The organism is Levilactobacillus suantsaii (genome assembly GCF_004115745.1).
Lineage (GTDB): Bacteria > Bacillota > Bacilli > Lactobacillales > Lactobacillaceae > Levilactobacillus > Levilactobacillus suantsaii.
The window spans coordinates 1-22561 of sequence record NZ_QXIL01000030.1; the positions used below are offsets into that span (position 1 = coordinate 1).

Below are 22561 nucleotides of genomic sequence, written 5' to 3' on the forward strand. Positions count from 1 at the left end.
AGTGTGGTGGCGATAGCCTGAAGGATACACCCGTTCCCATGCCGAACACGGAAGTTAAGCTTCAGCACGCCAATAGTAGTTGGGGGATCGCCCCCTGCGAGAATAGGACGTTGCCACGCGATTATTCCGGCATAGCTCAGTTGGTAGAGCCCCTGACTGTTAATCAGGTTGTCGACGGTTCGAGTCCGCCTGCCGGAGTTGTGCTAATCTATTAGCAAGTATGCCGGCTTAGCTCAGCTGGTAGAGCATCGGTATCGTAAACCGAGGGTCGGGGATTCGAATTCCTCAGCCGGCATCTTAATGACATCATTCACTTCGGTGAATGATGTTTTTTTGTGGCTTTTTTCCCGGTGGCTGCCTAAACTGATAATGTGACGTGATGCGGCCACGACTAGCCCTGCCGCTGTAATCGCTTTCTTAACTGGTATAGGTCAATTGCAATAATTGGTATAGTCTTATAATTGCCGGTTTGATAATATTTTGAGCTTATTTTTGGGTATTGATTTTTAAATATAATACTTGTGGTATACTTAACTTAGTGCTATTCTAGAAGTATCGAAGAAACAGATAAAAAGGGAGATGCGCATTATGAAAAACGTCTTATTAGTTTGTGGTCAGGGGATTTCTAGTCACTTATTTCTGGGAGAAGCCAAACGAGTTGCCGAAGCCCGGCGGGTCTCCTTACGGTTTACGGCAACTAGTTTTGCAGAGCTAACGCCCGCACAATTGGCTGAACAGGATTTAGTCTTATTAGCCCCGCAAGTCGCTTATCAAGACCAACTAGATGCCGCGTGGACGGCTAACGTCAACGTTGCGGTGATTCCCAATGACATTTATGGCTGGCTAAACAGTAAGGCCCTGGTTAAGTTTGCAAGTCAAACATTAGGGCTAACGGCGGGAAAAGCCGTTGCGAGCCTCTAAAATGACCCCGACGAACGACCAACTGGCCATGCAGGTCCTCACGACAGCTGGCCAGGCGAAACAAACGTTATTTCAGGCCATCCAGACATATCATCAAACGGGCGTCCTTGAGTTACAAGCCGGACATGATCAGTTGGTAACTGCTCATCGGCTGCAGAACCAATTGACTGCGCGCTTAGCTGATCGACAGGCAAGTCCCAATGTTTTGGGGTGTCACGTACTGGACACCCTCATGGCCGTTGAGAGCAATTATGACCTGGTTCAAGCATTATTATCAAAATAAAACAACTTTTAAAAAATTCAGCCGATATTGGCTGAATTTTTTAAATTTTAAGGAGGGGTGGTGACTCATAAAAAACGGACTCGTTTTTAAGAGCGAAATGAATAAAAAATAAGAAGATTGCATGCTCGAGTCAATTTTTTATTCATTATTCAAGCCCGGCTTTTAGCTGTTTAAAGGCGCTTACATTCCGAAAGCCGTTGCGTAATGGCCTTCTATGGATTATAATTATCACTATGTTTTATGAGAGACCTATGAGATGTTCGTATGCAGTGGGTCGACCGTTATTCCTTACGGAGCATAAATATAGTTTTTGTCAGAATGCAATGGAGGTATTATCAACTTGAACAACAAATCGGAAGTCAGCCAAGATAAATCTTTCTTTGGCCAACCGCGTGGATTATCCACACTGTTCTTCACCGAAATGTGGGAACGATTCAGTTACTACGGCATGCGTGCCATCCTGATCTACTACATGTACTACTCAGTTACTAAGGGTGGTTTAGGGTTCGATCAGGGAACCGCCGCCTCGATTATGTCGATTTACGGGTCCATGGTTTATTTGTCCGCCGTTTTAGGGGGCTATTTAAGTGACCGGGTCTGGGGAAGTCGCCGGACCGTGTTCATCGGTGGGGTCTTCATCATGTTCGGGCACATCGCCTTATCAATCCCCGCCGGCAAGATGGCCCTATTTGTATCCATCTTACTAATTGTGCTGGGGACCGGGTTATTGAAGCCCAACGTTTCCGAAATGGTCGGGGGCTTGTACGATACCGGTGATCCTCGTCGGGATTCAGGGTTTACCATCTTCGTCTTTGGGATTAACTTAGGGTCGTTAGTTGCCCCATACCTTGTGGGCTGGTTAGGATTAGACTACAACTTCCACTTAGGGTTCTCCTTAGCCGCTATCGGGATGTTCTTTGGTTTGATTCAATACTGGTTCGGTGGGCGCAAGTACTTAAGCAAGGATAGCTTGTACCCGACCGATCCACTGGAACCGGGCGACTTAAAGAAGTTGTCAGTTCGGGTCATCATTGGTTTGGTGGCGTTCGCATTAATTCTCTTGTTAATGGGGCTTATGGGCTCACTGAACATCAATAGCTTTATCCTGTTACTTTCTATTATTGCGATTGCCACACCAGTGGTTTACTTTACGCTCTTCTTAACGAGTAAAAAGGTTAATACCACCGAACGGAAGCATGTTTGGGCTTACTTAGGGCTGTTTATTGCCGCGGCCGTCTTCTGGGCCATTGAAGAACAAGGGTCATCCGTTCTGGCGCTGTTTGCGGCCGACCAGACGAACAACAATTTCTTGGGCCTGCATATCTTACCAGCTTGGTATCAATCCTTGAACCCGTTGTTCATCCTGATCTACACGCCAATCTTTGCTTTCTTGTGGGACCGTTGGGGTAAGAACCAACCAAGTTCTCCTACTAAGTTTGCGACTGGGATGATTTTTTCCGGGGTTTCTTACCTGCTGATGGTGGTTCCAGTCATGATGTTTGGGACCAGTGCCAAGGTCAGTCCGTTATGGCTGGTCGGCAGTTGGGCCATCGTGGAAATTGCCGAAATGCTGATTTCCCCGATTGGATTGTCCGTCACCACGAAGTTAGCGCCACGGGCCTTCCAGTCACAGATGATGAGTATGTGGTTCTTAGCGGACTCCGCTGGGCAAGCGGTCAACGCGCAAATCGTTAAACTCTACACCCCAGAAAACGAAGTGGCTTACTTTATGGGAGTCGCTATCGTTGCCCTGGTTGCCGGGGTTATCTTGTTTATGCTGGTTAAACCGCTGAAGAAATTAATGGCGGGAATTAAATAGGTTTTAACGCGAAAAAGTGCTACGCTAGGTCATCTAGGCGGGCACTTTTTTGCTGGCCACGAAAGGGGGAATGGACATGGTACGCGTAGCGCTAATCAGTGATCTGCATTTTGACGTGAACCGAGTGGACCCAGCCCAAATCATTACCCAGCAGGTAGCTTATTTGAAGCGACAACGAGTGGGACTTTACCTGATTGCGGGCGACCTCTCGAATCATTTTGACCAGTCTGTACGAATTGCCCAGGCCTTGCAAACGCAACTGGCCCCGGCACAGGTCCGCTTTATTGCGGGTAACCACGATATGTTGCATGACGTGAGTGCCGCGGCCTTGGAAACGCCACTGACGCCCACGTATTTGCACAACCAATTTCTGGACGTGGCGGGGACCAACTGGCGCATTATCGGCAACAATGGCTGGTACGACTACGGTTTTGCGGATAATTTAGTGGGGCGCAACTTTCAAGCCTGGAAAAACGCCTTCTGGGTCGATAGCAGCATTCCCCAGGACTTGAGTGACCCCCAGCGCTTCGAACGGGTCTACGGGCAATTAACGGCGCAATTAGCCCAAGCTCAAGCGGCCCAGAAGCAAGTCCTGGTGATGACGCACTTTGTCCCCCGTCGTGAATACATCGTTTACACCCAAGACAACCGCTTCTGGAACATGGCTAATGCCGTCATGGGCAGTCCGCGTCTGGGACAATTGTTTGCGCAATACCAGGTCCCCGTAGTTGTCTTTGGGCACATGCACCGGCATTACTGGCCGCAACACCTCAGCAATACCTGGTACTATAACCAAGCGCTGGGGTACCACAATCATCGCTTGAATGAGTGGGAGAGTGGGGATTTCATGACGGAATGGCGCCGACGGTTACGAATTTTAACCTTGACCTAAAAAAAGTTAGAAAAAGGCTTGACGGTTTATGCAGAATTTTGTATGATAGTGAAGTTGATTCGTTACGACGTTTCATTTTTTGGAGGGGTAGCGAAGTCTGGCTAAACGCGGCGGACTGTAAATCCGCTCCTTCGGGTTCGGTGGTTCGAATCCACTCCCCTCCATATTCTTGGGCTATAGCCAAGTGGTAAGGCAACGGGTTTTGATCCCGTGATGCGCTGGTTCGAACCCAGCTAGCCCAATCAGATGAATCACCGCGGTGGGAACTTGGGATTATCCTGGGTTTCTTTTTTTTTGCTCTTTGTAAGCGATTATTGATAATCTGGTTCTTCGTCAAGTGAAGTTGATAGATTATTTTGGAAGTAACTAAGCTGAAAATGGTTGTTAAACTATCTGGTGGTGAGAAAGATGTTCAGCATGCTGTCGCAAGCTTCTTGAGAGGACTTGGATGTTCAAAGAAGACGGCAAAGCGTTTGGCAAAGGCTGTTACGGCTGTGGTGCTTTAAATTATATTTGAAGATGATTTATAATTTTTAAAAAATTCAAGAAATACTTAGTTGGCTATTGGGAAAATACATTGATAGTGACTATTTTTCAATTGGTCTTTGCCTTTCTTTCTGAACTATGGGCTAAAATATTTTATCCTAAAAAGTAATATGACTTTTAGTTATTAGGGACTGCTCTGGGTCAAGTAAACAGGTCAAATGATTAAAGTAGCTATGTGGGTTGTAAAAAGGTATGCGTCCGAAAATTCTGGTTCTATATCATCTGTTGCGAACACCCAAGTCTATCTTGAGTCTCAATAACAGATACTATAGATCCTTTTTCTATCCAATTTTCGGCGTCTGCCCCTGCAGTGACTGGTTTTCTCCCGGCGATAAATTGACAAGTGCCGTTTTTTTCGCTAAAGTCGACTTAATCATGGTGCAGACCGGTTAGACCAAATTACGGGTCCGTTGGTTTCGAGACAGGTCCTCGAACAAACCGGAACGGCGGCCAGTCTTAGACCAATTTCGATGTATTCGCTACCATGGTGGAGGCATCACCGGACAAATAATCGACGACACCGACAGTGTCGGGCGGCGTTTAGGGGGATTTATGATGAATATTGGTTTTATTGGTGTTGGTGGGATGGCCCAGGCGATTATCGCCGGCCTGCTCCAAGCAAAGGCGTTTTTACCGGAAGACATCATCGTGCATAGCCGGCGACAGGAAAATTATGCGCCGTACGCCAAACAGCATGGGTTGATGACGGCGGCGAGCAATGCCGACGTGGCAACGCAAAGCGATTTAGTGGTCCTGGCGGTCACGCCCAACGTGGTTCCAGATGTGTTACGGGAAATCAAACCCCAACTCGCCGACGGCCAGACCACGTTGATTTCGATCGTGGCGGGGTTGTCGTTAGCGACCATGGGCGACATTGTGGGAACAAAGGTGCCGATTTTGCGGACGCTCCCGAACGTGAACGTGGAAATTGGGGCGGGGATGACCGCTGTAGCGGCTAATTCTCAACTGACCGGTGGCAAACTGACCAGTGCGTTAGGCGTCTTTGGCGCGATTGGGACCACCACGCAACTCGCTGAAGACCAATTTGGAATTTTTAGTGCGTTAGCGGGGAGTTCGCCAGCCTACATCGACTTGTTTATCGATAGTCTTAGCCGGGCCGGCGTGAAGTATGGCCTGACCAAGGCCCAGGCGACCCAGATTGCCGCGCAAGCCACGTTGGGGTCGGCCAAAATGGTCTTGAAGAGCGACAAAATTCCGTTTGCCTTGATCGACCAAGTCGCCTCACCAGGGGGCAGTACCGTGGCTGGTTTGTTGGCCATGGAAGAAGCCGGTTTGATGACATCAGTCGTCAAAGGCATCGACGCCACGGTAGCGAAAGATCAAGCGGGTCGCCACTAAGTTCTGACTTGCAACGATGGTCTATACCGATTATAATGACAATGTTGTTAGTTGGGCCTTAATCGAGGAGGAGCATTATGAGCATTGTCTTAAAACACGCTAAAATTTATACTGGGGATGAGGTCATTGCCGACGGGTACGTCCGCTTTGACCAACAAATTACGGCGGTCGGGCCGGTGGCTGAGTTTCGGCCCCAACCGGCAGATGAAGTCCACGTGGTCACGGGGCAAACGATTGTGCCGGGCTTTATCGACGTGCACAGCCACGGGGGCTACGGGTTCGACAGCATGGACGGGGATCCCGACCAGATTGATACTATGGTCACCAAAATGATCGGTGAGGGGATCACGACCGTCTTTCCAACGACCATGACCCAGTCCAATGACGCCATCGACCACGCGATGCAAGGCATTGCACAGGCGGCGGAAAAGAATCCGGTGATTCAAGGGGTCCATTTGGAAGGGCCGTTCATTGCGGCCATCTTCAAGGGGGCCCAACCGGAAAAGTACATCAAGGACCCCGACGTGGCCTTGTTGGCTCACTGGAACGAGTTATCGGGCAACCGAGTCAAGTTGATCACCTATGCGCCGGAAGACCCAGGCGCCGCTAAATTTGAGAGCTATTGCCTGGCTAACGGTATCGTGCCGTCGGTCGGTCACTCCAACGCGACGCGCGCACAGTTGTTGACCAGTAAGGCGACCCACGTGACCCACTTGTACAACGCGCAACGAGGGTTACGGCACCGTGAACCGGGGGTTACCGGGCACGCCATGTTGGAAGATAACCTGTATTGTGAAATCATTTGTGACGGGTTCCATAACGTGCCGGACATGGTCAAATTGGCTTACGAGCAAAAGGGCCCGCACCGCTTAGAGCTAGTGACGGATTCCATGCGCGCTAAGGGGATGCCCGAAGGCGTCAGTGAACTGGGCGGGCAAAAAGTCATCGTCAAGGACCGCCAGGCACGCTTAGAGAGCGGCAACCTGGCGGGGTCGGTCTTGCGGTACGACGAGGCCTTCCGCAACGTCATCGCCTTTACGGGCTGTGGCGTGGCCGATGCGGTCCAGATGAGTGCGGTCAACCAAGCCGAAGAATTTGGCTTAACGCGTAAAGGAAAAATCACCGTGGGCCGGGATGCGGACCTCAACTTGATGACGCGTGACTTACAGTTGCAAGCCACGTACAGTTTGGGGCGCCGGATGACGGGAACCACGAAATAGAAACAATCTAGAAGGGATGTTGGGTGCTGTGAGTTCACCGATTTATATTCAAATTCATAACGATATTAAACGAGCCATCGAAGCCGGAAAGTGGGCGGTGGGGGATCGAATCCCTTCCGAACGGGAGCTCTCACGCGATTTTGATGTGAGTCGGATGACGTTACGGCAAGCCATTCAGACCTTAGTCGACGAGGGTATCCTGGAACGCCAAGTGGGTTCTGGCACCTACGTGGCTAATCAAAAGGTCCAAGAAAAGATGTCTGGGGTCACCAGTTTTACGGACCTGATGCTGGCTCAGGGCAAGCAACCGTCGAGTAAGACCATCTCGTATCACGTGATGAGTCCCTCGTTGAGTGAAGCCGAGAAGCTCAAACTCCACGAAGACGATGTCGTCTTGCGGATGGAGCGGATTCGCTACGGGGATGACGTGCCGATTTGTTTTGAAGTGGCCACGGTCCCGGACCGCCTGGTCAAAGGGTTGAACAAAAAAGAAGTAACCAGTTCGCTTTACCGGGCCTTGGAAGATAAAAAGAAATTGAATCCCGGCAAGGCGCAACAAACGGTCTCCGCAATGTCGGCTTCCGAACGGATTGCGGAATATCTGAAGATCAAGCGTGGCGATGCCATTTTGCGGTTACGGCAAGTGACCTACCTGCAAGACGGGACCCCCTTCGAATACGTGCGGACCCAATACGTGGGCGAACGGTTTGAATTTTATTTGGAAAAGTAATCCTGAGCGACCAAAAGGGCCTCACAGCCAGCGAAGACGTGGCTGTGAGGCCCTTTGATTTAACGTGATTATGGGTTATTGTTGTTTAGCCTGACGCTTGACCAGGTGCAGGTAACGGGGGATGACGGCGATGCGCTTGAGCCGTTTGGGGTCCTTCAGTGTTCGGTAGAGCCATTCCAGATGATGGTCCTGCCAGAATTGAGGGGCGCGAGGAACGGTCCCCGCCAGCACGTCAAAGCTTCCGCCGACCCCCATCCATAGACCTTGAGTAACTTGCCGGTGCGTGGCGATGAAGTTCTCTTGCTTAGGAAAGCCCAGGGCCGCAAAGACCATGTCCGGTTGTTTGGCGGCGATGTCGGCGACGATGGGTGCAGCGTCTTGAAAGTAGCCGTCTTTGAGGCCGACGATGTCCAAGCCGGGGTAGGCTTGAGGCAAGCGAGTTGCGAGTTTAGCGACGACTTCCGGCTTGGCGCCCACAAAGTAAGCGGAGCGGTGGTGGTCACTTCCCCAGGTCAAGAGGGCTTGAAGCGTGTCGAACCCGGTGATGCGTTCCGGTAAGGGCTGGCCCAAAATCTGCGCGCCGTTTAAGATGCCGATGCCATCGGGAGTCACAAAATCAGCACCCTGAATGGTAGCTTGATAGTCGGGGTGTTCGTGAGCGTACATCACGATTTCCGGATTAGCGGTCACCACGAAGGTGTTTTCCTGTTGCGTGATTCGTTGCTGCAAGGTGGTTAAAAACTGGGCTTGGGTGGTCTTGATGAAGGGAATCTCGAGGACCGTGACGGTCGGGAATGTAGCGGACATAGGTGAACTTCCTTTCGAAGCCGGCTAAGTTGGCTGAATAATCATTAGCCAATTTGTAAGACAAATTAGTGGGCCGGTCATTTTGTTCCTGTTACTATTGAAATTAAGAATTTTTAGATTGGTTTCATGCTAAAATAGAACAGTTAAGTTTAATTGTCATGAGTCTGTGAATTAGTACAGTGAAACCTATAAGGAGAGTAAAATCCATTATGACGAACTTGTATCCTGACGATAGCTATACGCTCCATACGGATGCCTATCAAATCAACATGATCCAGACGTACTTCCAACAAGGCATTGCCAACAAGCACGCCGTTTTTGAGGTGTTCTTCCGTGACATGCCCTTTCACAACGGGTACGCCGTTTATGCGGGATTAGAACACGTGGTCCATTATATCCAAAAATTGCATTTTTCCCAAACGGATATTGATTACTTACGGGAAGCTGAAAACTATCCCGAAGAATTTTTAACTTACCTCAAGAACTTTAAGTTCACCGGGTCGATTCGCTCGGCCGTTGAAGGGGAACTGGTTTACGCCCACGAACCTATATTACAAGTGGAAGGCCCATTAGCCGACTGCCAGTTAGTGGAAACGGCGATTTTGAACATTCTCAACTACCAAACTTTGATTGCGACCAAGGCAGCCCGGATTCGTTCCGTGGCCGGCAACGATGCGTTGATGGAGTTTGGGACACGGCGGGCTCAGGAATTTGATGCCGCCATCTGGGGAACCAGAGCCGCCTACATCGGTGGGTTTGACGCCACGTCGAACGTGCGGGCTGGTAAGCTTTTTGGGATTCCGATTAGCGGCACGCATGCCCACTCCTTGATTCAGACCTACGGGGATGATTACCAGGCCTTCAAGGCGTACGCTGAGACCCATCACGACTGTGTCTTTTTGGTCGACACCTACGACACGTTACGCAGCGGGGTACCGAACGCCATTAAGGTAGCCCAAGAGATGGGCGACCGCATCAACTTCCAGGGGGTGCGGATCGACTCTGGCGATATGGCCTACCTGTCAAAGCGGGTCCGGCAAAAGTTAGACGAAGCGGGCTTCCCGGACGCTAAAATCTACGCATCGAATGACCTGGACGAAAAGACGATTCAAAGCTTGAAGATGCAAGACGCCAAGATCGATGTGTGGGGCATCGGGACGAAGCTGATCACGGCCTTTGACCAACCAGCTTTAGGCGCCGTGTACAAGATGGTGGCCATTGCGGACGATGAGGGTCAGCTTAAACCGACCATCAAGTTGTCCAACAACGCCGAAAAGGTGACGACGCCTGGTAAGAAGCAAGTTTGGCGCATCACCAAGAAGACCGATGGCAAGACGGAAGGCGACTACGTTTCCTTAGTCGACGAAGACCCGCAAAACGAAGAGGCCCTGTACATGTTCCATCCAAGCTACACCTACATCAGTAAAACGGTGACGGACTTCAACGCCCGGCCGATTCTCCAGCCCATCTTTGCAGATGGGAAGCTGGTCTACAAGTTGCCGAGCTTGTCGGCGGTCCGGGACCGATGCCGCGGGGCCCTTGCCAACTTATGGCCTGAATACAAGCGGGACTTGAATCCACAAAAGTACCCGGTCGACTTGTCACAAAAGTGCTGGGACCAGAAGATGGCTATCATCAAGCAGATTCACAGTTACGTGCAAAAGATGCCGGAATAGACCGGTATTGAGGGGGTAATTCACGATGCGGGAACAACAAAAAGCAATCATTGAGGCCTTGAAGGTCCAACCAACGATCGACCCGGCCGCCGAGATTCGGCGGAGCGTCGACTTTCTCAAGGCTTATTTACAACAATACGATTTCATGAAGACCTTAGTCCTGGGGATTTCCGGGGGCCAAGATTCGACCTTAGTCGGGGCACTGTGTGAACAGGCCGTAACGGAACTCCGTCAAGAAACGGGCGATAACGATTACCGCTTCATTGCGGTCCGCTTACCTTACGGGGAACAGGCCGACGAGGCCGACGCAATGGCCGCTATCGACTTTATGGGCGCCGATGAGGTCCAACGGGTCAACATCCAACCGGCGACTGACGCCATGGAAGCGGCTGTGGCAGCAAACCAGGAAACCATCAGTGACTTTAACAAGGGTAATATCAAGGCTCGGCAACGGATGATCGCGCAATACGCGATTGCCGGTGCCCGTGCTGGAGCCGTCGTTGGCACCGACCACGCGGCCGAAGCCGTGACCGGGTTTTACACCAAGTACGGGGATGGCGCCACGGACATTTGTCCTATCTGGCGGCTAGATAAGCGCCAGGGGGCGGCCATGCTCGCCACCTTAGGCGCCCCGGAGCACCTGTATAAGAAGGTGCCGACGGCCGACCTTGAAGACGACCGGCCAGCTCTTCCCGATGAAGCGGCGTTAGGCGTGCGTTACACAGATATTGACGATTATTTGGAAGGCCGAACGGTTAGTCAGGCAGCCGCCGAGAAGATCGAGGCGTGGTACCATAAGACGGCCCACAAGCGCCACATGCCAGTCAATGTGTACGATACGTTCTGGCAGGACAAGTAAGGGAGGCAACCCATGCGAAAAGTTAATATGAGTACTTACATCGGCACCCTGTCCCAAGTCCTGCAGGGGACGGAAGACGAAGCCGACCAAATGAACACCGACTTTGAGACCGTCCGCAAGGCCTTGGATAACGGGACCGTGGCGGAGTTGACGGTGGCCGATTTGACCGACATCAAAACCCACTTTCAAGCGGGGACCACGGCGTACCAAGGCAAGCTGGACCAGTTGCAAAACGCCAGCGTGCCCGTCCGTATCCTGGGCAAGCACAAAGCGTTAGTGGCGGCTTACCGGACCTACGTAGCAGGCTGTCAGTCGATGACGGATAGCCTCGATGCTGACCAACAAACAGTGGATCAAGCGGCCTTTGATGCAGCAGAAAAGACACAGGAGAACGCGATGACCAAGGTCACCGCGGCGACTCAGCGGATTATGACCAGCGTGCAGTAGGCAATCGAATCGTCACGAGTCGCGCCGCATAACGTGGTATCATGGAAGGGATGGTTAGGTGACCAATCTTGAATTGCAGCGGTTAGTGGAGCAAATCTCAATGGCCAGTTTTCACCGGCCCTTCCGGCACCAAGCCACGTTCAACGCCCGCTTGAAGACCACTGGTGGCCGTTATCGGTTACAGGACCATAATTTGGAACTCAACCCAAAGATGCTAAGTGAACACGGTCGCGCGACCCTGATTGGGGTCATCAAGCATGAGTTGTGTCACTATCATCTCCACTTGGCTGGTCAATCGGGGCAGCATCGGACTAAGGCGTTCCAGCAACTTCTGGCACGAGTTGGCGGATTGCGTTACGCCCCGGCCCCAAGCACTACGGTGCACCGCAAACGTCGTTTTCAAGTTTACGTGTGCACGCAGTGTGCGCAACGCTACTACCGACTCCGGCGGATTGATGTGACGCGACTAGTCTGTGGTCGGTGTCGCGGGCGTTTGCAGTATCAAGGGACGGTCCTAGCCACGCAACGACCACAAGAGACATAAGGGGGAATGGCAGATGGGTAAGACAATTATTCGAGTTCCCGCTACGGCGGCGAACCTGGGCCCAGGCATTGATTCTATTGGGGCGGCTTTACACTTGTATTTGACCGTCATCATCGAAGAAAAAACCGAAAATTGGCGGGTCAACCACGCTTTAGGAACGGATATTCCACGTGATGAGCATAACCTGATGGTCCAAACAGCTCTGAAGGTTAACCCCAAGTTGACGCCGCATCAGTTGACCGTAATGTCTGATATCCCGGTTTCCCGGGGATTGGGTAGCTCGACCAGTGCGTTGATTGCGGGGATTAAGATTGCCAATGAATTAGGCGAAATGGACCTCAGCATTGCCGACCAACTAAACTGGGCGGTCAAGTTAGGCGGCGCCTTGGATAACGTGGCGCCCGCTTTGTTGGGCCAGGCTGCTGTGGCCACTGTGGATGCGGCGGGCCAGGCAGATGCGTTGCAGTTGCCTTTACCGAATCTGTCAGCGTTGGTCTTCATTCCCGCGCAGACGCTCTTAGCCAATAAGAGTCGGGCGGCACTGCCTAAGCAGGTCAGCTTCAAGAAGGCGGTCCATGCTAGTGGGGTAGCCAACGTTTTGGTCGCGGCGGTGTTAGAAAATAAGTGGGACTTAGCGGCGAAGATGATCGAACGCGATGAGTTCCACGAACAGGCGCGTTCACAACTGGTGCCGGAGTTAAAACTCATTCGCGAAACGGCCCACGACCTGGGCATTAGTGGCACCTACCTCAGTGGGGCCGGCCCAACAGTCGTCACGCTGGGGTCACAGGCTAAATTGACCCTGTTACGTAACAAATTGACCACCCACGATTTACCGGGGAGCCTGCGCATCATCCCATTGGATGAGCACGGCGCCACGGTCTTGACGGATGCTTAAAGCATAAAAATTCAAATAACTCACAAAAAGGGATTGCGAGGACCATTTCCATTTGGTATACTATCTCTTGTGAGTTAACGCGGCCATGGCGGAATTGGCAGACGCGCAAGATTAAGGATCTTGTCGGGGTAAACCCGGTGGAAGTTCGAATCTTCTTGGCCGCACTAATTGGATTAAAAATCGTTACCTTCGGGGTAGCGATTTTTTTATGCCCACATTTGGGCAGTTTATGTGACAAAAGGATAACAATTACGGGTTGCAATCGTTTTTAGGCGGTTTGGCTCTTCCCAAGTGCGTCAGAAGGGCGTAGAATACTGCTTTAAATGTTCGTACAAATTTTCTGAAAATTGTGTGAGCTTTTTAGGTGACAATTCTGCTGAGAGGCGGTATAGTAATGGTCCTGTGCTTGAAAACACGGGCAAAATTTTCAAAGGAGGTCGGCATATGAACGACTTAACCACGGGGAAGCCCTTAAAGCTTATTTTCTTTTTTACGATTCCACTGTTAATAGGTAATTTATTCCAACAATTATATAACGTTTCTGATACCGTGGTTGTCGGGCAGACTTTGGGGGTCAAAGCCCTGGCCGCAGTCGGCGCCACGGGGTCCATTAACTTTTTGATTATTGGGTTCGCTCAAGGTCTGACTGCCGGGTTAGCCATCATTACCGCGACGCGTTACGGCGCTCGTGATTATCACGGCGTGCGGCGGTCGTTTGCGGCGAGCATTGTCATTTCGATTTTAATGACGATTGTCTTGACGGCGTTGGCCCTGACATTTGTCGACCCTATTTTGAAGTTGATGCAAACGCCAGCGTCCATTTTTGCTAATGCGCGGACGTTCATCAGCATTATCTTCATCGGGATTTTTGCGTCAATGGCCTTCAACCTGCTCTCGAACATTATTCGGGCGCTGGGTGATTCGCGGACGCCACTGATTTTCTTGGTCATCGGGACCATCGTCAACGTTGTTTTGGAACTCCTCTTCATTCTGGTTTTCCACATGGGCGTGGCCGGTGCCGGTTGGGCGACCGTGATCTCACAGGTCGTGGCTTCTTTATTGTGCGTCTTGTATATTATGCGCTCAATCCCGGTTCTGCACATCTCTAAGTCCGACTTTACGGTCACTATCAAGGAACTCTGGGACCACTTCTCCACTGGGATGCCGATGGGCTTTCAACTCTCCATCATTGCCATTGGGACGATGGTGATGCAGGCAGCATTGAACTCCTTAGGGACCGATTCCGTAGCGGCTTCCACGGCAGCGTCCAAGGTTGACCAACTGTGCTCGTTGCCGATGTCCTCGTTTGGGGTCACCATGGCGACTTTCGCGGCCCAAAACTTTGGGGCCGGCAAGTATGGCCGGATCCTCGAAGGGGTTAAGAAGACCCTCTGGTTATCTGGCATCTTTGCGGTCGCTGCGGGAAGCTTAGTCATCTTCTTTGGCAAGCCAATCGTCACGTTGATCATCGGGACTGCCGATGAACACGTTATTCAATTATCCCAGACCTACTTCAACATCATTGGGAGCACTTACCTCTTGTTGAGTGTCCTGTTCATCATTCGAAATACCCTGCAGGGCTTAGGTCGGCGGGTACTGCCAACTCTAGCTGGGGTCGGCGAATTGACCATGCGGGTCTTTGCCGCTTTGTTTATGGTCGAGGCCTTTGGTTATAGCGGGGCCGTTTCGGCGGAACCACTGGCTTGGTTAGGCTCCTGCGCTATCTTGGTGCCATCCTGGATTCGGGCCGTACACCAACTGCGGAACTTGAAGCGTTCCGAAGACTTCTTGTCAGCGGACCAAGCGGACGAAGCCGCGGTTCCGACCGACGCGCAACCGAAGTTTGAGTCGTAAATTTAAAAGCATGCTACACTAGGGAAGGTGATCATAAGCGATCAGCTTCCCTTTTTTGATGGATTCATTAACTAGTAATCAAGGAGGCAACTATGAAAAGTTTTATTTTTGATATTGATGGCACCTTACTGGACACCGAGGCGATGTACATCAAGTCGCTGCAGGCGATTCTACACGAACGGGGGATGGATCGTCCCTACGCGGAACTGGCCACGACCTTTGGCATTCCCAGTCGTGACGCCTTGATTCGTTTGCAGGTGCCCGATGTCGAGGAGGTATTGGCGTTGTGGGGGCCCCGGACAGCCGATTATCGTGCAACCGTTGCGGTCTACGACGGGGTCAAAGCCGCGTTACAAGCGTTGCAGACGCGGGGGGCCCAACTGGCCATCATGACATCGAAACGTCGGTTTGAATACGACCGAGACGTGGTCCATGAGGGGTTGGCCCCTTACTTTAGTCAGGCCGTGGTCGCCGAAGATGTGGCCCACGGCAAGCCCGCACCAGATGGCATCTTACTAGCCATGCAACGGCTAGGAGCCGACCCAGCCAGCACGGTTTATGTGGGTGACACCCTGTATGACGTCGAGGCGGCCCACGCGGCGCAAGTCGAATTCGGACTGGCGGCTTGGAATGGCAAGCACCCGGATTTGGTACCCGATGTCTCCTTTCAGACCCCGGCCGAAATGCTGAGATTATTGGGTTAGGGTTACGGAGTAAGGTAGATGTAACCGCTCTTTTATGCTATATTAAAGTCAGTCTAAATTTAAAAGGAAACGTTGAAGAGGTGGCAGCATGCTGGCCATAATTGTAACGGGACATGGAGATTTTGCCCACGGCATTTTGCAAAGTGCCGAAATGATTTTTGGAAAGACACATAACGTTGCGGCCGTCTCATTGGCGGCTAATGAGAGTATCGAAACGCTGACGCAGCGCTATCAACACGCGATTGATCAGATGACGGCCATGACGGAACTCTTATTTTTGGTCGACCTTTGGGGCGGCTCACCGTTCAACACGGCGAGTCAACTAGTGGCGACGCATCCGCGGACCTACGGGTTACTGGCGGGCGTGAACCTGCCCATGTTGATTGAAGCCTTGGCTTTACAGCAACAATCTTTAGATCAGGTGATCCCGCACCTAGAGCAAACGGCGCGGGGCGGGATTCGCCACTTAGATTTACAACTAGATATGGGAGATGACGACTTACTATGACAATGGCGATTCAACTCGCACGGGTCGACAGTCGGTTGCTTCACGGCCAAGTAGCGACGGTGTGGACGAAAGCCGTTCGGCCCAACCGTATCCTGGTCGTTTCCGATACGGTGGCGCAAGATAAGTTACGTAAAACGCTGATTCTGCAGGCGGCCCCGCCGGCCGTGAAGGTCAACGTGATTCCGAGCGCCAAAATGGTTCAGATTTACCGGGACGCCCGGTTCGATGGCTTTCGGCCGTTGATTTTGACCGAAACGTTGCCTGAAATGGCAGCGCTAGTGGCGCAGGGTATCGATCTCAAGGCCACGGGGGTCAACGTGGGTAACTTGGCGTACACGCCGCATCGCACGATGTTGACGCCCAGTGTGGCGGCTGATGATCAGGATGTCCAGGCGGCGCGTCAATTGCAGGATGCTGGGGTGACCGCGTATACCCAGACGGTTCCCACGGATCACCAACAGAACTTCTTGGTGCTGGCCGCCAAAAAAGGCCTCACACAATAGGTTAAACGTCTGGCAGCCTCACTCAGGATTGCGCCTGAGCGAGGCCTTTTTGTGACAACGATTGATGAAGGGATCGAGAAATGTGAGTGGTAGGATTATCGCCGTGCTGATCATTGCCTTTCTGGCGGGATTAGATGGCGTGGTAGATGAATGGCAATTCCAACAGCCAATTGTCGCCTGTACCTTGGTAGGGCTTGCTTTAGGCCAGCCGCTGACGGGGGCGGCTTTGGGCGCGTCACTACAATTGATTACGTTTGGCTGGATGAACATTGGCACTTCGGTGGCCCCCGACCCGGCGCTAGCCGCGGTCATCACGGCTTGGTGGGTCGCGGGGACCGCCCAACTGCCCGTGGAAATGGGGGTCATCTTGGCTTTGCCGTTGGCCTGGGTCGGCCAACTCAGCACCCTGGGCTTACGTCAGCTGATTATTCCCTTGGTGAACCGTGCTGATCAAGCCGCTACCGCCGGAGACCTGCACCGCATCAGTCGGTTACAGGTAGTAAGTGCTGGCTTGCAAGGCTTACGGACGTTATTGCCAGCGGCGCTTTTGATGAGCCTGCCAGCTGACTGGTTAACCGCGGGGTACCACCTGTTGCCCGCGGTTTTGCGGGGCGGCTTTCGGGTGGCTGCAGGCGCGTTGGTCGTGGTCAGTTTTGCAATGGTGATCAACACTATGGCCACTCGTAAACTTTGGCCATTTTTCTTTCTGGGCTTTGCTTTGGCAACGGACCAGCGCTTAAGTTTGTTGGCACTAGGCATGATTTCGATTGCTTTAGCTGTGTTGTACGTGCAGTGGCCCAACCACACCGGGTCGGGACCCAATTCGCCGACCGGAAAAACTCCGGAGACGACCGATGACGAGGCGTTGGACCGGGAACTCGATGATTTTTGATGAAGGAAGTGGCAAGTATGGCGACACCTAAACAGTTGTCTAAGACCCTCACGTTGGGGGACCAGTTACGGATCTTTGGGCGTTCGGGACTGGAACAAGCGGCCTGGAATTACCCGCGCTTACAAAATCTGGGCTTTTGCTACATCATGATTCCAGCCATTAAACGGCTGTACACCCAACGTATGGATCAGGCTACTGCAGCGACGCGACATTTGGTGGCGTTCAACACCATGCCTTATATGCAATCGCTGATTACGGGGGTGACTTTATCACTAGAAGAGCAACGGGCAAACGGCCAAGCCCTCACGGATGCAGATATCAACGCCGTTAAAGTGGGGATGATGGGGTCGTTAGCTGGTGTGACCGATCCCGTGTGGTGGGGCACCTGGCGCCCCATTTTAAGTGCCTTTGCGGCAAGTTTAACGCTTAGTGGTCTAGGTATCCTGGGTCCGGTAGTGTTCTTCGTGAGCTGGAACATTGTGCGCTTAGGGTTTCGTTGGTGGGCCCAACGCTGGGGTTATCGGCACGGGTTAGATGTCATTCAAGACCTGGGAACCGGTATTTTACAGAAACTTACGCTCGGGGCGTCACTCGTAGGACTCTTCATGATGGGAGCGATGATTCCGCGGTGGGTCAAGCTGACCTTAAAACCAATGTTGACTACTGATCACCAAACGGGTTACTCCCTTCAGACCCTGTTGAATCAATTGTTGCCAGGTCTTTTACCGTTAGTCGCTACCTTGGGATGCGTATGGTTGTTACATCATCGGGTTAAACCCTTCTGGTTGTTGATAGGAGTCTTAGGTTTGAGTATCTTGGGTTACTGGCTAGGATGGTTAGCTTAACCCCGTTAAAATTAAAGCGGACTTCTCAGGGATTGGTGCCGTGAGAAGTCCGCTTTTTAAGTGGTATTAAATTGATTGATTGAATTATGCGGTGACCAAAGCAGGTTTACCGTATAAATAGCCCTGATGCAATGTGATGCCATAATGATGGGCTAAGGCTTGGTCTTGGCCAGTTTCAATCCCTTCCAAGATGATTTCTAGGTGGTGTTCCCGGGCGACTTTAGTCCAAAACGTTAGCTCGGGTTGAATCGCTGCGGGCTTGTGCTGTGCCCGAAAATTCTGCATGGCAAACTTGATCTCATCGACGCATGGTAATAGCGACTTGACGTTATGGTAGGTGTTGACGCCCGTGCCGACGTCATCTAATCCCAGCTGGATGTCCGCGCGATGAAGCGTGGCACTAAAGGGAATCAACTCGGATAATTTGGGCGCCTCCGTGTGTTCAATGACCAACGGTACCGTCCCTAGTTGGTGCTTTAACTTCACGATGGTCGTGAGCGTTTGGGGGTCTTGGAACTGTTGGCGATTGAGGTTGAATGCCAGGCGTTGATTGGTCGTGGCAACGTTCAGGGCTGTCGCCGTTTGTTGGAGCAACCGGGCCTGGTCTGGGACCGAGATGGCCGTAAATGAGGCGGGGAGAACCCAGACGTGACGCTTTTGTTGACGTAACAGGACCTCGTAGCCGAAAATTCGGTGGCGAGCCTGATCAACTTGTGGTTGGGCAAAGAACCGATACATCGACAAGTCACTTCCTTTGAAAACCCAATGATAACGCCTTCAGCATAGCACAATCTCAAAACTAAGCAAGCCCATAGAAGGTTTATGGGAATAATAAGTTTAACGAGTAATCATAAAAACAGCCGATAGTGCTAAATATACTTGTTCCGATGGTTGAACCTTTGTCTGTATAAATTTTAAATTGATTTATAAAAGGCCTTGCTGATGTTAATACTTTAGAAGCCACCGGCGGCTAACTCCCTACTGGCCGTTGACGTTGGTGAGTCAATTGACGATGATGGGTTAATTAGTTTATATTAAAGAGGATATTCAATAGATTTTCTGTAATGGTTTCCAGCGCCCACCCGGCAGGGGGAACGGTGAAAATTAATAGTTGAGTTGAGGAGATTGATAGTGCTATGTTAGAAAAAACGATGTACCGGCGACTGTTTAGTCACGCGTTTGATATCACGATTCAAGTCACGTATTGGGATGGCAAGACCGAAACTTACGGTGACGGTGACCCCGTCATCAAGGTCCGGTTGAACAAGGAGATCCCCTTGAAAGCCATGACCGATAAGCCAACGCTGGTATTGGGCGAAGCTTACATGAATAAAGATATTGAAATCGATGGCAGCATCCAAGAGCTAGTGGCTTCGGCTTACCGCAAAGCCGGGAGTTTTCTGAAGAACAATAGTTTCTTGAAGCATTTGCCGAAGGTGTCCCACTCAGAAAAGAGCAGTCAAAAGGATATTCAAAGCCATTACGATATTGGTAATGATTTTTACGAGCTGTGGTTGGATAAGACATTGACCTACTCGTGTGCCTACTTTGAGCACGATGACGACACGTTGACGCAAGCTCAACTGAACAAGGACCGCCATATTTTGCGGAAGCTGGCACCCAAAGCGGGCCAGAGCTTGCTAGATATCGGCAGTGGTTGGGGAACGTTACTCTTCATGGCGGCCGAAGAATTCGACTTAAAAGCCACGGGGATTACGTTGAGCCAGGAACAATACGACTACACCAAGGAACAGATCAAGGCACGGCACTTGGAAGGTAAAGTTGACATCTTACTGGAAGATTACCGTGAAGTGAAGGGCCAGTACGATTACGTGACGTCGGTCGGCATGTTCGAACACGTTGGCAAGGAAAACTTAGGTCTCTACTTCCAGAAAGTCCACGATTTCTTGGTTCCCGGTGGTCGGGCTTTGATTCACGGTATCACCGGTCAGCACCAGGGGGCCGGCGTCGATCCGTGGATTACCAAGTACATCTTCCCAGGTGGTTATATTCCTAACGTTGCCGAAAATCTGACGCACATCATGGATGCCCAGCTACAATTTTCAGACATTGAACCCTTGCGCCGGCACTACCAAAAGACACTAGAATGCTGGTACCACAACTATGAACAGGTCCGATCACAAGTTATCGCCAAGTACGGTGAAACCTTCGATCGCATGTGGAGCTTGTACTTACAAGCTTGTGCAGCGTCCTTTGAAGCTGGCAACATTGACGTCATGCAGTACTTACTGGTCAAGGCCCCGAGCGGCACCGGGTTACCAATGACGCGGGACTACGTCTACACGGATCAAGCAAAAGTTAAGGCGTAATGCGGTCCATATCACCTTCAAATGAAGCCGGCTATTCTCACCTTATAAACTTGCGAGTGTAATCGTTTTATACCACGTCGTTAATTGTGGTAACTTAGGGGTGTTGACAGGATAACCAGATACTATGGTTTAGGTTTGAAGGAGGAACGATGATGGATATCACGATTAAAGACGAAGCCAAGGACTACTTAGCTGATAAAATCATTGATGGTGGCTATATCTTCTTAGTTGCCGACGATGGCTCTAATAAGTTCTCGGACGTTGGTGGCACCTGCACCATCGGCAATGCGTTCAAGTTAGTCTTCAGTAAGTCAGAAGATGCTGACTATACGGTAGCGTTGACCAACAACGTGGGGTATAAACTCTACACGTCGAAAAACGAGTTACCATACCTGGGCAACGGATTGACGTTGACGTTTGCCAACCGTCAATTAGTCTTGAAGGACGATAGCGGCACGTTGGACAGTGCCGTCGCTAAGGGCAAAGCTAAGAATTAACCTTTAAAAGAGCAATCTCGATTGACGAGATTGGCACTAAACGGACCAGGGGATAATTTCCCCTGGTCCGTTTTTTGCGCAACCGCCAAAAATCAAAAAAGGGGCCCAATTCGCAGTGAATTGGGCCCCTCTGAATTGTTATCAATTAAAATTAGTAACCGTAACCGTTAGTCGTGGTGCTACTACTGTAGCTATAGCCGTAGCCACTATCGGTACCTGTGGTTGAAGTCGTATCGGTCGCGGCATCAGTGGTGAATTTCTTAGTGCTTTTAAGTCCTAGGGTCTTGCGAATGTGATTTGAGACCTTGCGTAATTCCTTGTTGGTTGGCACTTGATAAGAGCCCCCATCAATCATTGCGTCTTGTCCCTGGAGGGTCTCTGACTTGATATGGTGGGAGGCGTCACCGTACTTCGCCCGAATCTGCATCAGATCATCGAAGGTCAAGTCGGTCTTCAAATTCCCATCAAGCGACTTGAGAATTTTTTGGTAGCGGGTAATTGACGATAAGCCCGCGGCCTTGACCACTAGTTTTTGAAGCACTTGGCGTTGGCGCTTTTGCCGACCGTAATCTCCATTAGGATCATCGTAGCGCATCCGTGAGTAGGAAAGGGCTTGTTTCCCGTTCAAGTGGACCTTGACACCTTTCTTCACGTTAGCTTGGGCGTACTTGAAGGTCAGTGGTGGCACGACATCGACTCCGCCGACCGCGTTGACCATCTTCTCTAGCCCGCCCATGTTGACGATAGCGTAGAAGTCGATAGGGATGTCCAGTAAGTTTTCGACCGTCTTCACGGCACCACTAGCGCCCCCAATGGTGTAAGCCGCGTTGATTTTTTGCACGGAAGCGTTGGTACCGGAACCGACCGTGACCCGGGTGTCCCGCGGAATACTGGTCAGATAAGCAGTCTCCTTTTGCGGATTGATGGTGGCGACCATCATGGTATCAGTCCGGCCAACGTCAGACCGGCCCAGAGCCCCGGTATCCGTCCCCATCATCAAAATGGAGAAGGGTTTGTTCTTCTTCAAAACGTTGGAAACGTTTCGGCTCTTGGTCATTTTAGAAGATTGGTAGGTCTCACTAAAAGTTTTCTTAGCGGAGGACCACGCGTGATACCCATAGGCGAGTCCTGCGGATAAGAAGACTAATAAAATGGCCACAATGACCCACAAGATGGGTCGATGTGGATGGACCTTAGGCGATTTAAAATGTGAGTTACGGTCTGAACGGCGGTCATAGACTTGTTCAAAGTCCTCCGGTGACCTCTGCCGGTTACTTCCATTGTTCGGCATAATTTATTCCCCATTTTGGTAGATTGCAAATTTAATCCGAATTTTTGGACAAATTGGTCAGCATAACCTGATACGGTGTTTTCCAGTCAAGTATTTTAAGCGGTCTCTGGTTAATTTGGAGTAACGTCGTCGTTAA

General features: G+C 51.1%; 23 protein-coding genes, 5 tRNA genes, 1 rRNA gene and 1 pseudogene. 26 read left to right on the forward strand and 4 right to left on the reverse strand.

Annotated elements, in window-relative coordinates; all coding sequences use genetic code 11:
- Positions 1–2: 2 nt before the first annotated feature.
- The 12 genes from rrf to DXH47_RS10475 all read left to right on the forward strand — a co-directional run bounded on the left by rrf (position 3) and on the right by DXH47_RS10475 (position 7770).
- A 5S ribosomal RNA gene (gene rrf / locus DXH47_RS10420) occupies positions 3–119 on the forward strand.
- A gap of 6 nt (positions 120–125) precedes the next feature.
- Positions 126–198 (forward strand) — tRNA-Asn (locus DXH47_RS10425).
- Positions 199–222: 24 nt separating this feature from the next.
- Positions 223–295: transfer RNA gene (locus DXH47_RS10430), tRNA-Thr, on the forward strand.
- Positions 296–588: 293 nt separating this feature from the next.
- A complete protein-coding gene (locus DXH47_RS10435; RefSeq protein WP_129033258.1) occupies positions 589–921 on the forward strand; it encodes a PTS sugar transporter subunit IIB in 333 nt (110 codons plus the stop codon).
- 1 nt (position 922) lies between these two features.
- Positions 923–1204, forward strand: coding sequence for a PTS lactose/cellobiose transporter subunit IIA (locus DXH47_RS10440; protein WP_129033259.1), 282 nt, complete (start codon positions 923–925; stop codon positions 1202–1204).
- A 340-nt stretch (positions 1205–1544) separates the two neighbouring features.
- Positions 1545–3023: a peptide MFS transporter gene (locus tag DXH47_RS10445; RefSeq protein WP_129033260.1), complete on the forward strand. Its 1479-nt coding sequence runs from the start codon at positions 1545–1547 to the stop codon at positions 3021–3023.
- Positions 3024–3099: 76 nt separating this feature from the next.
- Positions 3100–3915, forward strand: coding sequence for a metallophosphoesterase (locus DXH47_RS10450; RefSeq protein ID WP_129033261.1), 816 nt, complete (start codon positions 3100–3102; stop codon positions 3913–3915).
- A gap of 81 nt (positions 3916–3996) precedes the next feature.
- Positions 3997–4079, forward strand: a tRNA-Tyr gene (locus tag DXH47_RS10455).
- 6 nt (positions 4080–4085) lie between these two features.
- Positions 4086–4157: transfer RNA gene (locus DXH47_RS10460), tRNA-Gln, on the forward strand.
- Between the two features lie 859 nt (positions 4158–5016).
- Entirely contained in the window at positions 5017–5820 is an 804-nt protein-coding gene (gene proC, locus DXH47_RS10465; protein ID WP_129033262.1) for a pyrroline-5-carboxylate reductase, read from the forward strand.
- 77 nt (positions 5821–5897) lie between these two features.
- Complete coding sequence (nagA, locus tag DXH47_RS10470) at positions 5898–7040, forward strand: N-acetylglucosamine-6-phosphate deacetylase (protein ID WP_129033263.1); 1143 nt, start codon at positions 5898–5900, stop codon at positions 7038–7040.
- 28 nt (positions 7041–7068) lie between these two features.
- Positions 7069–7770 carry a GntR family transcriptional regulator gene (locus DXH47_RS10475; RefSeq protein ID WP_129033264.1) on the forward strand — a complete coding sequence of 234 codons (702 nt, stop codon included), beginning with the start codon at positions 7069–7071 and terminating at the stop codon, positions 7768–7770.
- Positions 7771–7845: 75 nt separating this feature from the next.
- Here DXH47_RS10475 and DXH47_RS10480 read toward each other — a convergent pair whose 3' ends face one another.
- Positions 7846–8577: a WecB/TagA/CpsF family glycosyltransferase gene (locus DXH47_RS10480; RefSeq protein ID WP_129033265.1), complete on the reverse strand. Its 732-nt coding sequence runs from the start codon at positions 8575–8577 to the stop codon at positions 7846–7848.
- Positions 8578–8786: 209 nt separating this feature from the next.
- On the opposite strand from DXH47_RS10480, the gene DXH47_RS10485 reads away from it, so the two are divergent.
- The 12 genes from DXH47_RS10485 to DXH47_RS10540 all read left to right on the forward strand — a co-directional run bounded on the left by DXH47_RS10485 (position 8787) and on the right by DXH47_RS10540 (position 18307).
- On the forward strand, positions 8787–10253 hold the full coding sequence (locus DXH47_RS10485) for a nicotinate phosphoribosyltransferase (RefSeq protein ID WP_129033266.1): 1467 nt from the start codon (positions 8787–8789) through the stop codon (positions 10251–10253).
- Between the two features lie 25 nt (positions 10254–10278).
- Positions 10279–11112, forward strand: coding sequence for an ammonia-dependent NAD(+) synthetase (gene nadE, locus DXH47_RS10490; protein WP_129033267.1), 834 nt, complete (start codon positions 10279–10281; stop codon positions 11110–11112).
- A 12-nt stretch (positions 11113–11124) separates the two neighbouring features.
- The gene (locus DXH47_RS10495) at positions 11125–11559 is read left to right on the forward strand and encodes a hypothetical protein (protein WP_129033268.1); all 435 of its coding nucleotides are present in this window, start codon (positions 11125–11127) and stop codon (positions 11557–11559) included.
- 58 nt (positions 11560–11617) lie between these two features.
- On the forward strand, positions 11618–12103 hold the full coding sequence (locus tag DXH47_RS10500; protein WP_129033269.1) for a SprT family protein: 486 nt from the start codon (positions 11618–11620) through the stop codon (positions 12101–12103).
- A 13-nt stretch (positions 12104–12116) separates the two neighbouring features.
- Positions 12117–13001, forward strand: a complete 885-nt coding sequence (thrB, locus tag DXH47_RS10505) for a homoserine kinase (RefSeq protein WP_129033270.1) — start codon at positions 12117–12119, stop codon at positions 12999–13001.
- A gap of 79 nt (positions 13002–13080) precedes the next feature.
- Positions 13081–13165 (forward strand) — tRNA-Leu (locus DXH47_RS10510).
- 280 nt (positions 13166–13445) lie between these two features.
- Positions 13446–14855, forward strand: coding sequence for an MATE family efflux transporter (locus DXH47_RS10515; protein WP_225423571.1), 1410 nt, complete (start codon positions 13446–13448; stop codon positions 14853–14855).
- Between the two features lie 92 nt (positions 14856–14947).
- Positions 14948–15559, forward strand: a complete 612-nt coding sequence (locus DXH47_RS10520) for an HAD family hydrolase (RefSeq protein WP_129033271.1) — start codon at positions 14948–14950, stop codon at positions 15557–15559.
- An 88-nt stretch (positions 15560–15647) separates the two neighbouring features.
- Complete coding sequence (locus tag DXH47_RS10525) at positions 15648–16067, forward strand: PTS sugar transporter subunit IIA (RefSeq protein WP_129033272.1); 420 nt, start codon at positions 15648–15650, stop codon at positions 16065–16067.
- A complete protein-coding gene (locus DXH47_RS10530) occupies positions 16064–16570 on the forward strand; it encodes a PTS system mannose/fructose/N-acetylgalactosamine-transporter subunit IIB (protein WP_129033273.1) in 507 nt (168 codons plus the stop codon). The genes DXH47_RS10525 and DXH47_RS10530 overlap by 4 nt, the downstream gene beginning before the upstream one ends.
- 82 nt (positions 16571–16652) lie before the next feature.
- Positions 16653–17462: a PTS sugar transporter subunit IIC gene (locus DXH47_RS10535; protein ID WP_225423572.1), complete on the forward strand. Its 810-nt coding sequence runs from the start codon at positions 16653–16655 to the stop codon at positions 17460–17462.
- Between the two features lie 17 nt (positions 17463–17479).
- The gene (locus tag DXH47_RS10540) at positions 17480–18307 is read left to right on the forward strand and encodes a PTS system mannose/fructose/sorbose family transporter subunit IID (RefSeq protein ID WP_170955012.1); all 828 of its coding nucleotides are present in this window, start codon (positions 17480–17482) and stop codon (positions 18305–18307) included.
- A gap of 84 nt (positions 18308–18391) precedes the next feature.
- Here the strand turns inward: DXH47_RS10540 and DXH47_RS10545 are convergent, their stop codons facing one another.
- Positions 18392–19045, reverse strand: coding sequence for an EAL domain-containing protein (locus DXH47_RS10545; RefSeq protein ID WP_129033276.1), 654 nt, complete (start codon positions 19043–19045; stop codon positions 18392–18394).
- A gap of 398 nt (positions 19046–19443) precedes the next feature.
- Between DXH47_RS10545 and DXH47_RS10550 the strand changes: the two genes are divergently transcribed.
- Positions 19444–20637 (forward strand): SAM-dependent methyltransferase, encoded by a 1194-nt coding sequence (locus DXH47_RS10550; protein WP_129033277.1) that lies wholly within the window; start codon positions 19444–19446, stop codon positions 20635–20637.
- A gap of 152 nt (positions 20638–20789) precedes the next feature.
- Positions 20790–21134, forward strand: a complete 345-nt coding sequence (locus DXH47_RS10555; RefSeq protein WP_170955013.1) for an iron-sulfur cluster biosynthesis family protein — start codon at positions 20790–20792, stop codon at positions 21132–21134.
- 151 nt (positions 21135–21285) lie between these two features.
- On the opposite strand, the gene DXH47_RS10560 is transcribed toward DXH47_RS10555, so the two are convergent.
- Together DXH47_RS10560 and DXH47_RS10565 are read right to left on the reverse strand one after the other, a co-directional pair.
- Complete coding sequence (locus DXH47_RS10560) at positions 21286–22425, reverse strand: LCP family glycopolymer transferase (RefSeq protein ID WP_129033279.1); 1140 nt, start codon at positions 22423–22425, stop codon at positions 21286–21288.
- A 31-nt stretch (positions 22426–22456) separates the two neighbouring features.
- A pseudogene (locus DXH47_RS10565) lies at positions 22457–22561 on the reverse strand (IS30 family transposase); the annotation flags it as partial.

Bases quoted from the DNA above. Each gene is read 5' to 3' on its own strand.
- thrB (WP_129033270.1), top strand. From the start codon at position 12,117: ATGGGTAAGACAATTATTCGAGTTCCCGCTACGGCGGCGAACCTGGGC.
- DXH47_RS10495 (WP_129033268.1), top strand. From the start codon at position 11,125: ATGCGAAAAGTTAATATGAGTACTTACATCGGCACCCTGTCCCAAGTC.
- DXH47_RS10515 (WP_225423571.1), top strand. From the start codon at position 13,446: ATGAACGACTTAACCACGGGGAAGCCCTTAAAGCTTATTTTCTTTTTT.
- DXH47_RS10555 (WP_170955013.1), top strand. From the start codon at position 20,790: ATGGATATCACGATTAAAGACGAAGCCAAGGACTACTTAGCTGATAAA.
- proC (WP_129033262.1), top strand. From the start codon at position 5,017: ATGAATATTGGTTTTATTGGTGTTGGTGGGATGGCCCAGGCGATTATC.
- DXH47_RS10450 (WP_129033261.1), top strand. From the start codon at position 3,100: ATGGTACGCGTAGCGCTAATCAGTGATCTGCATTTTGACGTGAACCGA.
- DXH47_RS10540 (WP_170955012.1), top strand. From the start codon at position 17,480: ATGGCGACACCTAAACAGTTGTCTAAGACCCTCACGTTGGGGGACCAG.
- DXH47_RS10480 (WP_129033265.1), bottom strand. From the start codon at position 8,577: ATGTCCGCTACATTCCCGACCGTCACGGTCCTCGAGATTCCCTTCATC.
- nadE (WP_129033267.1), top strand. From the start codon at position 10,279: ATGCGGGAACAACAAAAAGCAATCATTGAGGCCTTGAAGGTCCAACCA.
- DXH47_RS10485 (WP_129033266.1), top strand. From the start codon at position 8,787: ATGACGAACTTGTATCCTGACGATAGCTATACGCTCCATACGGATGCC.
- DXH47_RS10440 (WP_129033259.1), top strand. From the start codon at position 923: ATGACCCCGACGAACGACCAACTGGCCATGCAGGTCCTCACGACAGCT.
- DXH47_RS10545 (WP_129033276.1), bottom strand. From the start codon at position 19,045: ATGTATCGGTTCTTTGCCCAACCACAAGTTGATCAGGCTCGCCACCGA.
- nagA (WP_129033263.1), top strand. From the start codon at position 5,898: ATGAGCATTGTCTTAAAACACGCTAAAATTTATACTGGGGATGAGGTC.
- DXH47_RS10520 (WP_129033271.1), top strand. From the start codon at position 14,948: ATGAAAAGTTTTATTTTTGATATTGATGGCACCTTACTGGACACCGAG.
- DXH47_RS10560 (WP_129033279.1), bottom strand. From the start codon at position 22,425: ATGCCGAACAATGGAAGTAACCGGCAGAGGTCACCGGAGGACTTTGAA.
- DXH47_RS10550 (WP_129033277.1), top strand. From the start codon at position 19,444: ATGTTAGAAAAAACGATGTACCGGCGACTGTTTAGTCACGCGTTTGAT.
- DXH47_RS10435 (WP_129033258.1), top strand. From the start codon at position 589: ATGAAAAACGTCTTATTAGTTTGTGGTCAGGGGATTTCTAGTCACTTA.
- DXH47_RS10530 (WP_129033273.1), top strand. From the start codon at position 16,064: ATGACAATGGCGATTCAACTCGCACGGGTCGACAGTCGGTTGCTTCAC.
- DXH47_RS10525 (WP_129033272.1), top strand. From the start codon at position 15,648: ATGCTGGCCATAATTGTAACGGGACATGGAGATTTTGCCCACGGCATT.